Below are 11,564 nucleotides of genomic sequence, written 5' to 3'. Positions count from 1 at the left end.
TGAGGTTCTCTAGGAGTGCCGCAGGAAGTCGAGTTGAGAAGTCGGCTCGCGGCAACGCTTGACATCTGGTGCGCACCAGATGCAACCTATTGGTGCGCACCAGTTGGGAACCGAAGGGCCCGTGGCTGGATGACCCGGGCCAACGTCAACGGAACGGAGCGGCGACCCACCGCCAAGTAGCCCGCCGCTCCCACCCCTCTGAAAGGGAGTTCAATCATGCGTCAGATTCCCGTCGACACCGCAGCCGCCATGGTGATGGTCGCCCAACCTCCGGCCGTGAAGATCAAGGACCGTCGGACCGGTGAGATCGCCACCGACGCCGAGACCGGCGCCCAGATGATGACCGTGGACGTGCTCTTCGCCGCCTACGGGGAGGCTGAGGTCTTGTCTGTGTCCGTGCCGGCGCCTGGTATCTCGGGTGAGCTGGTCATGGGTACCCCGGTCGCGCTGACCGGTCTGGTGGCCCGGCCGTGGGAGAACGAGTTCAACGGGCAGAAGCGCCACGGCATCAGCTTCCGCGCCGTCGCGGTGACCTCCCTGACCGCCGATGTCTCGAAGCCGAAGGCTGCCTGACCGTGAACGCCTTAACGGTCACGCTCCTGGTCCTCGTCACCATCGCGCTCGTACTGCGCTGGCGGCGCCCGGCCTGGTACTGGTTGACCTTCGGGGTCACCTTCGCTGCCCTGCGGGTCCTGGTCCGCTACCGGTCGGTGATGGAAGCCTGCGGGCTCACCGTCCCGCCCTCGCGGTGGCGCCTGGCCCTCGCCCGGTGGTCCGACCGCCCAGTCCCCGAGTCCCGGGGGCCGCGAATCCTGCGGATGCGGCCAACTCGGACCGGGCTGGTCCTGCGGCTCAGGCTCCGGCCCGGCCAGGATGCCTACGACGTCGCCGCCGCGACGGACCGACTGCGCCATTCCTTCGCTCTGCACAACGTGAGTGCCCGGGAGGTCAGGTCGTCGGTGATCGAGCTGCGGATGACCGGGTACGACGTCCTCAAGCGGGTGCAGATGCCCGCCCCGCGCGACGACAAGCCGATGAGTATCCCGGTGGCCCTGCGGGAAGACGGCGAGATCTTCCGCCGCGACTACCTTCAGGTGCCCCATGCCCTGAACGTCGGGGCCACGCAATCCGGAAAGTCCGTCTACATGCGCACCCTGGTGGCCGGCCTGGCCACTCAGCACGTGGCCCTGGTCGGGATCGACTGCAAGAACGGCGTGGAACTCGCACCACTGGCCCGCCGCTTCACCGCGCTCGCCGACAGCCCCGAGACCGCCGCCGATCTGCTGGCCGAGCTCGTCCGCTACATGGCCCGCGTCTACGAGATCATCCGGCGCGAACAGAGGATCAGCTCCGACACCCCGGACGCGGAGATCACCGCCAACATCTGGGACCTGCCCAAAAACCTGCGCCCCGTCCCCGTCGTACTCCTGGTCGACGAGGTCGCAGAGCTCGCCCTGTGGGTCACCAAGGAGGAGGAGAAGCGGCGGGATCAGATCATCACCGACCTGGTCCGCCTCGCCCAGCTCGGCCGCGCCGCCGGCATCTACCTGGAAATCTGCGGCCAAAGGTTCGGCTCCGAACTCGGCAAGGGCATCACCATGCTCCGCGCCCAGCTCACGGGACGTTCCGCCCACCGCGTCAACGACGAGACCTCGGCGAACATGGCCTTCGGGGACATCTCCCCGGACGCAGTCCTCGCCGCGGTCCAGATCCCTACCGACCGCCCTGGTACGGCCGTGGTCGGTGACTCCTCCGGCGGCTGGGTCCGGATCCGTACCCCGCACACCACGCTCCGCCAGGCCGTGAACGTCTGCAACGCGAACGCCCACCGCACGCCGGACATCGGCGAACTGGCGCCCTTCCGGCCCGTACTGCCCGCCCCCGTGCTGACCGGCAAGGTCCGGCCGAAGCCCACCGCGGCCAGCGTCTGATCCTCCCTCTCGCTCCACCGGTCGGCGTGACCGCACCACGCCAGGTCCCTACCCCTCTCATGCCCAAAGCAGGAGTGATCCTCATGGCCACCGCGAGGAAGACCACCACCCGCAAGCCCGCCCCGGCACCGTGCCCCGACTGCAACGGCAGCGGCGAGACCGCCGAAACCGTCCGCGTCGGATCCCGCCGGACTGCCCGCGAGACCGCCGACCGTCAGGCCGCTCTCTGCCTGACCTGCTTCGGCACCGGACAGGCCCCGACCACCTGAACCGCCAGGACCGGGCGGCCGGCCAACTGTCCCGCCCGGCCCCGGCTCCAACCCTGGAAGGAGTAACCCCGATGCTCGCCAAGCCTCGCCCGGACGCCGTTCTCGTTCAGGCCGTGATCGCTGGGGCCCTGTCCTTCGCCCACCTCCACGACCTCGCCGAAGCCGCCGGACAGACGGGCTGGAAGGCCTGGGCCTACCCGGTCAGCGTGGACCTGCTCCTCGTCGCCGCCTGGCGCCGACTCCGGCTCCTGAGGGACGCCGGGGAACCAGTCCGCTCGGCCTGGACCTGGTTCACCGTCGCCCTTGCCGCGTCGCTGGGGGCGAACGTCGCCACCGCCGGACTCCTCGACCTCGGGTCGGTGCCCGCCTGGCTTCGGATCCTGGTCGCCGGATGGCCCGCCCTCGCCTTCCTCGGCGGAACCCTCCTCGTCCACCCCACCCCGACCCCCGCCGCGGCTCCCGCGGTGGAACCGGCCCCCGCGGTCATCGAACGCGACACCGCACCTGAACCCGTCGCCGAGCCGGAGCCAGTCCCGGCTCTCCCCGCACCCGAACCGGTGTCGGTGCCCGTTCCGGCCCCACTGGTCGAGCACGCCCGGAAACTCGCCGCCGATCATCTGGCCCGCACCGGCAGCCCGCTCGACACCGACACCCTGCGCGCTCGCCTCGGTGTGCCGGCCGCCATGGCCGCCGCCATCACCGCCCAACTCGCCTGAGGAGACCCGATGCCTGCCCCGGACCGCTTCCACTCGCTCATGCAGATCGGCCCCGTCCAGATCGGCACCTACCGCGACCGCCACGGCCGCACCAAGCACGCCGCCGTCTGCACCACCGACGGATGCGGCTGGTCCGTCACCAACTACACGACCAGCACCGCCGCCCAGCTCGCCGCACGTTCCCACCGCTGCCGCGTCAGCTGACCCCGGAAGGCCACCGTCATGGACGTCCCGCTCTGGCTCGCACTGATCGTCGTCGGCGCCCTCGGAATCAAGCTGATCCGCCCGCCCTGGTGGCTCGTCGCCGTGATCCTCCTCGGCGGCTACCTCCTCGCGGACAGCCTCCTCGCCCCCGTCATCGACAACGCCATCACCAAGTAACAAGCCTTCGAAGGGAGTACCGCCATGATCCGCCCGAAGATCCCGGTCAACCCGCTCCCGACCGGCCTCGTCATGCCGCTTGTCCAGTCGACCACGGATGCCACGGTTGAGCCGCACCACGGTGCCGTCCCGGCCTGCGGCTGCGACCACACCGCGACCCCGGCCGCCAAGCAGCCTCGCGTCCAGCTCCCCGCCGTCCGCCTCACCCCGGCCGGCCTCGTCGCCGCCGTCGCCGGTGGAGCCGGACTCGTCCTCGTCGTCGGGGCGGTCCTGGTCTCCATGCTCCTGGCCGTCGCCATCACCGGCGCCTCGGTCGCCGTCTGCGCCGTCGTCCTGCGCTCGCTGCTCAACCAGAACCACCGCTGACCGGCCCCGGGACGGCTTTCACCGCCAAGTTTCCGCCGTCCCGGCGCCGTACTCCTGCCCGAACCAGCCGATCCGGAAGGAAGCACCATCATGAACCAGAACGCCTTGGGACAGCTCTGCCCGAACTGCGACGGCCATGCCTCCGTCGCGATCACCCTCGGCGGCCGCGACCGCACCGGCCACCTGCGCACGATCACCGCCCACTGCCCCGCCTGCCACGGCACCGGCAAGCGCCTCGCCCGCCGCATCGTCGTCACCTCGGCCGCGCGGTGACCGCCATGCTGACCGACACCGACCTGACCAACCCGCTGACCACGCAGACCGCCGTGTTCGTAGCCCTCGCTCAACTGGCCGAACTCCACCCGGACCTGCCCGGCGCCTACATCACCACCAGCCAGATCACGCCCACCGAGGCACACGTTCTCCTCGACACCCCGGCCGATCTCGAAGCCTGGCGCCTGGCCACGCACACCGACGCTCGCGATGTGCAGCTCGCCAACCTCAAGAGCGACCGGCAACTCCTCTTCACCGCGCCTCTCGGCCGGATCACCCTCCGCGTCTACACGGTCTTCGCCCCTGCCCCCGCGGTGGTGACTGCGTGACCAACACCGCGACCCTCGCGGACCTGGACCCGGCCACCATCAGCGACATGCTGAAGGTGGCCGGGGCTCCCGGTTACGCACGCTGGGAAGACCAGATCCACCGAACGGGCGGCTGCTCCGACCCGATCCACATCACCGGCTGGACCCTCGCCAAGGACAAGGCGTCCGGCGAGATCCTGCACCACTACTCCACTGAGAACGAACCCGGCGCCCGCCTCCGCATTGCCTGCGGCAACCGCCGCGCCTCCCGCTGCCCCGCATGCGCCTGGACCTACGCCGGAGACACCTACCACCTGATCCGCGCCGGACTAGCCGGAGACGACCGCCGAGACATCCCCGCCACCGTCCGCGACACTGTCTCTTCTACCCATTCGACCCTGCCGACGACCTACCCTGTATAGATCTCGGGGGCCGCGCTGACCGGGGAGCGGGCCGACAGGATGCCGACGCCCTCCGGCGCCGCGGAGCCGGACACCCGGGCGGTGACCGGCGTACGGGCCAGCGAGATCCCGGACGGACGGGCGGCGGCCCCGGCGGCGGGAGCGGCGGGAACTGCGGGAGCGGGAACGGGAGCGGCGGTGGGAGCGGCAGCGGCGGCCGGCTCGTTGCCCCAGGACACCCGGTGGTCGCGCGGCCCGCCGAAGCCCGACTGGTGGAGCGGGTCGGCCTGCCACGCCGCGGCCGCGGCCACGAGGTCGGCCCCCGGCTCCGCGTCGCGGGCGCGCTCCGCGCCGTGCCACGGCAGCGGATCGGGTTCTCGTTCCGGTTCCGGTTCGGGCTCGCGCAGCAACTGGCTCACGCCGGTCTCGTCGAGGAACACCGGACCCGTCTCGTCGGCCGCGACCGCGGGGCGGCTCGTACCGGGAACCCAGTTCAGGCCGTTCCAGAACCTGACGTACCCGGGGATGGACGGATCGGGGTAGTAGCCCTCGCGGGCCGCGTGCTCGCCGTCACCAGGGGAGGCCGTCAATGTCCCCAACTCCGATCGTGGCTTGAGGCTTGTGCAGGTGTGGACCATAGCCAAGAACCGCCCCCCGGCAGGTCCGGTAACGGGAGAATCCAAGCCTTCGGGCGAACGCCGCCCCGTACGCGCGATTCCGGTCACCCGACAGAATTCGGCCAATCGTCAGATTGCCCCGCGAAGTCGCGTCATACCCGGGCACTTCGGCGCTCTCTCCGGGCGTGGGGCCGGTTCGCGGTCCCGCGCACCGCCCGGGTACGCACCCCGCACCGAAGTGAGGCCGTCATGCACCACCCCGTCATCGAGCGCGAGCTGGAACTGAAGCTGGTCCTCTCCCCCGAGCGCAGCATCGCCGTCCCCGCCCGGCTGCTCTACCTCACCGACGACCCGTACGCCGTCCACATCACCTTCCACACCGGCTCCAGCACCCCGGTCAACTGGACCTTCGCCCGCGAGCTGCTCGTCGAGGGGGTGTTCCGCCCGTGCGGCCACGGCGACGTGCGGATCTGGCCCACGAAGGTCGACCACAAGGCCGTCCTGTGCATGGCGCTCAGCTCCCCCGACGGCGACGCGCTGCTGGAGGCCCCCGCCGCGTCCGTGTCGGCCTGGCTGGAGCGGACCCTGCGGATCGTGCCGCCCGGCACCGAGGCCGACCGGCTGGGCCTGGACGCGGCGCTGGCCGAGCTGCTCGCCCCGACGCCGGCCGACGACCTGTGGATGCGCGACCCGTGGCCGTCGGACGAGTCGGCCGACGGGGAGCTGTGAGGAGCCCCGCCCGGGGCCGTCGGGTGTTGTCCGGCTCAGAACAGCTTGCCCGGGTTGAGCAGCCCCTCCGGGTCGAAGGCGTGCTTGACGGCGCGCTGCATCTCCAGCCCCACCGGGCCGAGTTCGCGGGCGAGCCAGTCCTTCTTCAGGACGCCGACCCCGTGCTCGCCCGTGATGGTCCCGCCCAGTTCGAGCCCCAGGGCCATGATCTCCTCGAAGGACGCGCGGGCCCGCCGGGCCTCGTCCTCGTCGGCCGGGTCGAAGCAGACGATGGGGTGGGTGTTGCCGTCTCCGGCGTGTGCGCAGACTCCGATGAGCAGGTCGTGCGCACGGGCGATGGCGGCGGTCCCGTCGAGCATCTCGGCGAGCCGCGAGCGCGGTACGCACACGTCGTCGATCATCGTCGCGGGCCGCAGGGCCTCCAGTGCGGGCAGGGCCATCCGCCGGGCCTGGAGGAGCAGCTCGGATTCCGCCGCGTCCTCGGCCGGTACGACGGCGCTCGCCCCGGCGGCGGTGCACAGCGATCCGACGGCGGCCAGGTCGTCCGGCGCGTGCGGGGTGTCGAAGGCGACGAGCAGCAGGGCTTCGGTGGTCTCGGGCAGGCCCATCTTGCCCAGGGCGTTGACGGCGCGGACGGTCGTGCGGTCCATCAGCTCCAGGAGCGAGGGCGTCAGGCCCGCCTCCATGACGGCGCAGACGGCTTCGCAGGCGGCCGCCGCCGAGGGGAACTCGGCGGCGAGCGCGAGCTGGCGGGGCGGGGCCGGGCGCAGGGCGAGGACGGCCCGGACGACCACGCCGAGGCTGCCCTCGGAGCCGACGAACAGGCGGGTGAGGTCGTACCCCGCGACGCCCTTGGCGGTGCTGCGGCCGGTGCGCAGGAGCCTGCCGTCGGCGAGGACCACGTCGAGGCCGAGCACGTACTCGGCGGTGACCCCGTACTTGACGCAGCACAGGCCGCCGGCGGCGGTGCCGATGTTCCCGCCGATGGTGCACGACTCCCAGCTGGAGGGGTCCGGCGGGTAGCACAGGCCCTGCTCGGCGACGGCGCGGGACAGGACGGCGTTGACGACGCCGGGTTCGACGACGGCGATCCGGTCGACGGTGTCGATCTTGAGGATCCGGTCCATCTTCACGAGGGAGAGCACGATGCAGCCGTCGGAGGCGTTGGCCGCGCCCGACAGGCCCGTGCGGGCGCCCTGTGGGACCACGGGGACGCGTAGGGCGTGGGCGGTGCGCAGGACGTGCTGGACCTGTTCGGCGGTGCGGGGCAGGACCACCGCGGCCGGGGTGCCCGCCGCGCAGAAGCTCGCCATGTCGGTCGCGTAGGAGGCGGTCACCTGGGGGTCGGTGAGCAGGGCCCCGGGCGGGAGGCCTTCGAGGAGCAGCGCGTGGAGCCGCCGGTGGGGCGAAGCGTGGAGCGGTGCGGAATCGTCGTCAGCCATGGGGCCAGCGTGGCATCCGGGGCCATCGGTGTGAACACGCCCGCGATGCTCTTCGGACACCTCCGCGAACTCTTCATATTGACGCACAGTGACCCCATGGACCCTATGCGTGAGGCCCCCGTCTCCCAGGAAAGGCAGCGGCAGGCTGCCCCGCCCGTGACCTTCACCGGCCGCAAGACGCTCGTGGCGGCGGCGGTCGCGGTGGTCCTGATCGCCGGGGCCCTGCTGATCCGGCCGGCCCGCGCGGGCGACGACGCGCGTCCGCCCGGGCCCAGCGAGCGGGCCCGCACGGCGGTCGGGATGGGCGCCCCGGTGGCGGCGGTGGACCTGTCGGCGCTGGTGGCGGACCGGGAGAAGTGGGTCGCCGAGCACGCGGACGACGAGGCCTCGTGGGCGGTGCTCGGGTCGGCGTACCTGGAGCAGGCGCGGCGGACGGCCGACAGCGGCTGGTACCCGAAGGCGGAGAGGGCGCTGAAGCGGTCGCTGGAGCTGCACCCGGCCGAGAAGGGCAACTTCGACGCGATGACGGGCATGGGCACGCTGGCCAACGCCCGGCGGGACTTCGGGACGGGCAAGCGCTGGGGCGAGCTCGTACGGGCGCAGGCGCCGAAGCGGTGGACGGCGTACCCGGTGCTCGTGGACGCGTACACCGGGCTCGGGGACTACAAGGCGGCCGAGAAGGCGATGGAGCGGCTGGTGGACCTGCGGCCGGGCCTGGTGGCGTTCACCAGGGCCTCGCAGGTCTACCGCGACCGGGGCTGGCGCGAGGACGCGACCATGTCCATGGAGCACGCGGGGGGCGCGGCGAAGTCGCCGGCGGAGAAGGCGTACGTGCTGTTCCGGCTCGGGGAGCTGGCGTGGGAGCGCGGTGACGAGGCCGAGGCGCTGCGCCAGTACGAGGCCGCGTTGCGGACCGATCCGGCGCAGGCGCAGGCGCAGGGTGGACGGGCGCGGGTGCTGGCGGCGCTGGGGCGGGGCGGGGAGGCGGTGCGGGACTACCGCATGGCGCTGGGCCGGGCGCCCTCGGCCGGGCTGGCGCTGGAGCTGGGCGAGCTGCTGGAGTCGCTGGGCCGGGGCGAGGAGGCGAAGGCGGTGTACGACGGCATCCCGGCGCAGGCGGCCCGCAGCGGGGTGAACGAGGAGCTGGTCCTCGGCCGGTACGAGGCGGACCACGGCGACGCGGCCGCGGCGGTGCGGCGCCTGACGGCGGAGTGGGCCCGGCACAAGAGCGTGCAGGTGGCGGACGCGCTGGGCTGGGCGCTGCACAGGACGGGCGACGACCCGGCGGCGCTGGAGTACGCGAAGAAGGCCACGGAGCAGGGGCTGCGGCTCGCGGAGTTCTCGTACCACCGGGCGCTGATCGAGCGCGGCCTGGGCGACGAGGCGGGGGCGCGGCGGCACCTGGAGGAGGCCCTGCGGACGAATCCGCGGTTCTCGCCGGTGCGGGGGCCGCTGGCGAAGGATGCCCTGGCGTCGATCGGCCGGCCGGCGGCGGGCGGCCCGGAGAACATGCAGCCGACGACGCCGTGGGTGGCCCCGGAGCTCCCGAAGGCGGCCAAGCCGGCCGCCAAGCCGGCCGCGAAGGCCGCCAAGCCGGCTGCGAAGCCGGCCGCCAAGCCGAAGCCGGGCACGTCCGGCGCCGCCGGCGCGTGAGGCGTGCGACGGCCGGGGGCAGGGCCCCCGGCCGGCCGCGGCCTTACAGGTTGCCGCGCTTCTCCTGCTCGCGCTCGATCGCCTCGAACAGGGCCTTGAAGTTGCCCTTGCCGAAGCCCATGGAGCCGTGGCGCTCGATCATCTCGAAGAAGACCGTCGGGCGGTCCTGCACCGGCTTGGTGAAGATCTGCAGCAGGTAGCCGTCCTCGTCGCGGTCGACGAGGATCTTCAGCTCGCGCAGGATCTCGACCGGGACGCGCGTCTCGCCGGCCCACTCGCCGAGGGTGTCGTAGTAGGAGTCCGGGGTGTTCAGGAACTCCACGCCGGCGGCCCGCATCGAGCGGACCGTCGCCACGATGTCGTTCGTCGCGAGGGCGATGTGCTGGACGCCGGCCCCGCCGTAGAACTCCAGGTACTCGTCGATCTGCGACTTCTTCTTCGCGATCGCCGGCTCGTTGATGGGGAACTTCACCTTCAGGGTGCCGTCCGCGACCACCTTCGACATCAGCGCCGAGTACTCGGTCGCGATGTCGTCGCCCACGAACTCCTTCATGTTCGTGAAGCCCATGACCTTGTTGTAGAAGGCCACCCACTCGTTCATCCGGCCGAGCTCGACGTTGCCCACGCAGTGGTCGATGGCCTGGAAGGTGCGCTTGGCCGGGGGCTCGACGATCGGGGAGGCGGAGACGAAGCCGGGCAGGTAGGGCCCGGTGTAGTCGCCGCGCTCGACCAGGGTGTGGCGGGTCTGGCCGTAGGTGGCGATCGCCGCCAGCCGCACGGTGCCGTGCTCGTCCTTGAGCTCGTACGGCTCGTCCAGGCCGCGGGCGCCGTGCTCGACGGCGTACGCGTAGGCCGCGGCCACGTCCGGGACCTCGATCGCGAGGTCGACCACGCCGTCGCCGTGGTCGGCCACGTGCTCGGCGAGGAAGCGGCCGCGGTCGGTGGACGCCTTGATGACCGAGGTGAGGACGAAGCGCGCGGCGCCGTTGGTCAGGACGTAGCTGGCCGTCTCTCGGGTGCCGTTCTCCGGTCCGGAGTAGGCGACGAGCTTCATGCCGAAGGCCGTCGAGTAGAAGTGCGCGGCCTGCTTGGCGTTGCCCACGGCGAAGACGACCGCGTCCATGCCCTTGACGGGGAAGGGGTCGGCCTTGGCGGCGGTGCGCGGGACGGTGGCGAGCGGCTGGGTCTCAGTCATGACGGCAGAGTCCCGCCGTTCCACAAGCTGCGCAATAGTTTCCATTTCTGCTGTACAGGCTGACCAGCTACAGCCCAGGATGGCTGGAATATCTGTGCACTATGACCACCGACCGACCACCCCGGAGGTACCGATGGGAATCGACGAACTCGACGGGCGGCTCATCGTCCTGCTCGCCCGCGAGCCCCGGATCGGGGTCCTGGAGGTCTCGCGCCGGCTCGGCGTGGCCCGCGGCACCGCGCAGGCCCGCCTCGACCGGCTTCAGTCGAACGGAGTCATCCGCGGGTTCGGCCCGCAGGTGGATCCGGCCGCCCTGGGATACCCGGTGACCGCCTTCGCCACGCTGGAGATCAAACAGGGGCAAGGGGCCGACGTACGGGCTCACTTGGACGGGGTCCCGGAGGTGCTGGAGCTGCACACCACGACCGGTCACGGGGACATGCTGTGCCGGCTCGTGGCGCGCTCCAACGCGGACCTTCAGCGGGTGATCGACCGGGTTGTCGCGTTTGATGGGATTGTTCGGGCTTCGACAGCGATTGTCATGGAGAATCCCGTGCCCTTGCGGATCATCCCTCTGGTCGAACAGGCGGCCGAGGACGACTGACCCGCGGAAACGACGGTGAGGTGACGTGGCGTGAGTTTCTGGGCCTACCTGTCCAACCGCCACCAGCAGCTCCTCACCGACGCCTTCCAGCACGCCAGCGCCGTCTTCCAGTGCATGGTGATCGCGACCCTGCTCGGCATCGCCATCGGCGTCCTCACCTACCGCAGCGGCTGGGCCGGGAACCTCGCGGTCACCTCCACCTCCACGGTGCTGACCATCCCCTCCCTGGCCATGATCGGCCTGCTGATCCCGATCGTCGGCCTCGGCGTGGCGCCGACCGTGATCGCCCTGACGCTCTACGGGCTGCTGCCGATCGTCCGCAACTCCATCGTGGGGCTGCGCGGGGTGGACCCGGCCCTGGTCGACGCCGCCAAGGGCATCGGCATGTCCCGCGCCGCCCAGCTCCTGAAGGTGGAGCTGCCGCTCGCCTGGCCGCCGATCCTGACCGGCATCCGGGTCTCCACGCAGATGCTGATGGGCATCGCGGCCATCGCCGCCTACGCCTCCGGGCCGGGCCTCGGCAACGAGATCTTCCGCGGGATCGGCTCGCTCGGCAGCGCCAACGCCATCAACCAGGTCCTCGCCGGGACGCTCGGCGTGGTCATCCTCGCCCTGCTCTTCGACGCCGCCTACGTCCTGCCCGGCCGTCTCACCATCCCGAGGGGAATCCGTGTCTGAG

General features: G+C 71.7%; 16 protein-coding genes and 1 pseudogene. 14 read left to right on the top strand and 3 right to left on the bottom strand.

What is annotated here, in order from left to right; translation table 11 throughout:
* The first annotated feature begins 216 nt into the window (after positions 1-216).
* From DRB89_RS11345 to DRB89_RS11300, 10 genes and pseudogenes are all read left to right on the top strand, one after another.
* Positions 217-573: a hypothetical protein gene (locus DRB89_RS11345; protein WP_112446748.1), complete on the top strand. Its 357-nt coding sequence runs from the start codon at positions 217-219 to the stop codon at positions 571-573.
* Positions 574-575: 2 nt separating this feature from the next.
* Positions 576-1,931: an FtsK/SpoIIIE domain-containing protein gene (locus tag DRB89_RS11340; protein ID WP_112446749.1), complete on the top strand. Its 1,356-nt coding sequence runs from the start codon at positions 576-578 to the stop codon at positions 1,929-1,931.
* Positions 1,932-2,014: 83 nt separating this feature from the next.
* The gene (locus tag DRB89_RS11335) at positions 2,015-2,200 is read left to right on the top strand and encodes a hypothetical protein (RefSeq protein ID WP_112446750.1); all 186 of its coding nucleotides are present in this window, start codon (positions 2,015-2,017) and stop codon (positions 2,198-2,200) included.
* A gap of 71 nt (positions 2,201-2,271) precedes the next feature.
* Positions 2,272-2,916 carry a DUF2637 domain-containing protein gene (locus DRB89_RS11330; RefSeq protein ID WP_112446751.1) on the top strand — a complete coding sequence of 215 codons (645 nt, stop codon included), beginning with the start codon at positions 2,272-2,274 and terminating at the stop codon, positions 2,914-2,916.
* A 9-nt stretch (positions 2,917-2,925) separates the two neighbouring features.
* On the top strand, positions 2,926-3,120 hold the full coding sequence (locus DRB89_RS11325) for a mobile element transfer protein (RefSeq protein WP_112446752.1): 195 nt from the start codon (positions 2,926-2,928) through the stop codon (positions 3,118-3,120).
* Positions 3,121-3,138: 18 nt separating this feature from the next.
* Positions 3,139-3,297 (top strand): hypothetical protein, encoded by a 159-nt coding sequence (locus tag DRB89_RS43690; protein WP_112446753.1) that lies wholly within the window; start codon positions 3,139-3,141, stop codon positions 3,295-3,297.
* A 24-nt stretch (positions 3,298-3,321) separates the two neighbouring features.
* Complete coding sequence (locus tag DRB89_RS11315; protein ID WP_112446754.1) at positions 3,322-3,663, top strand: SpdD-like protein; 342 nt, start codon at positions 3,322-3,324, stop codon at positions 3,661-3,663.
* A gap of 90 nt (positions 3,664-3,753) precedes the next feature.
* Positions 3,754-3,936 carry a hypothetical protein gene (locus DRB89_RS11310; protein ID WP_112446755.1) on the top strand — a complete coding sequence of 61 codons (183 nt, stop codon included), beginning with the start codon at positions 3,754-3,756 and terminating at the stop codon, positions 3,934-3,936.
* Positions 3,937-3,941: 5 nt separating this feature from the next.
* A complete protein-coding gene (locus tag DRB89_RS11305) occupies positions 3,942-4,265 on the top strand; it encodes a hypothetical protein (protein ID WP_112446756.1) in 324 nt (107 codons plus the stop codon).
* 47 nt (positions 4,266-4,312) lie between these two features.
* Positions 4,313-4,618, top strand: a pseudogene (locus DRB89_RS11300) (replication initiator); the annotation flags it as partial.
* A gap of 35 nt (positions 4,619-4,653) precedes the next feature.
* On the opposite strand, the gene DRB89_RS11295 reads toward DRB89_RS11300, so the two are convergent.
* Positions 4,654-5,235, bottom strand: coding sequence for a DUF2510 domain-containing protein (locus DRB89_RS11295; RefSeq protein WP_275435580.1), 582 nt, complete (start codon positions 5,233-5,235; stop codon positions 4,654-4,656).
* A 276-nt stretch (positions 5,236-5,511) separates the two neighbouring features.
* Here DRB89_RS11295 and DRB89_RS11290 point away from each other — a divergent pair, with 276 nt between their 5' ends.
* Positions 5,512-5,991, top strand: coding sequence for an SsgA family sporulation/cell division regulator (locus DRB89_RS11290; protein WP_112463261.1), 480 nt, complete (start codon positions 5,512-5,514; stop codon positions 5,989-5,991).
* Positions 5,992-6,026: 35 nt separating this feature from the next.
* On the opposite strand, the gene DRB89_RS11285 is transcribed toward DRB89_RS11290, so the two are convergent.
* Positions 6,027-7,433, bottom strand: a complete 1,407-nt coding sequence (locus tag DRB89_RS11285; RefSeq protein WP_239516092.1) for an FAD-linked oxidase C-terminal domain-containing protein — start codon at positions 7,431-7,433, stop codon at positions 6,027-6,029.
* A gap of 96 nt (positions 7,434-7,529) precedes the next feature.
* On the opposite strand from DRB89_RS11285, the gene DRB89_RS11280 reads away from it, so the two are divergent.
* Entirely contained in the window at positions 7,530-9,086 is a 1,557-nt protein-coding gene (locus tag DRB89_RS11280) for a tetratricopeptide repeat protein (RefSeq protein ID WP_239516091.1), read from the top strand.
* Between the two features lie 43 nt (positions 9,087-9,129).
* Here the strand turns inward: DRB89_RS11280 and hppD are convergent, their stop codons facing one another.
* Positions 9,130-10,281: a 4-hydroxyphenylpyruvate dioxygenase gene (gene hppD, locus DRB89_RS11275; protein WP_112448142.1), complete on the bottom strand. Its 1,152-nt coding sequence runs from the start codon at positions 10,279-10,281 to the stop codon at positions 9,130-9,132.
* 133 nt (positions 10,282-10,414) lie between these two features.
* On the opposite strand from hppD, the gene DRB89_RS11270 reads away from it, so the two are divergent.
* Together DRB89_RS11270 and DRB89_RS11265 are read left to right on the top strand one after the other, a co-directional pair.
* A complete protein-coding gene (locus DRB89_RS11270) occupies positions 10,415-10,885 on the top strand; it encodes an Lrp/AsnC family transcriptional regulator (protein ID WP_112448141.1) in 471 nt (156 codons plus the stop codon).
* A 30-nt stretch (positions 10,886-10,915) separates the two neighbouring features.
* A complete protein-coding gene (locus DRB89_RS11265) occupies positions 10,916-11,563 on the top strand; it encodes an ABC transporter permease (protein WP_112463260.1) in 648 nt (215 codons plus the stop codon).
* Position 11,564 lies beyond the last annotated feature (1 nt).

This window comes from Streptomyces sp. ICC4 (genome assembly GCF_003287915.1).
GTDB lineage: Bacteria > Actinomycetota > Actinomycetes > Streptomycetales > Streptomycetaceae > Streptomyces > Streptomyces tritrimontium.
Note: the sequence above shows the minus strand (reverse complement) of the source record. Positions and strands in the feature narration are given on the sequence as shown.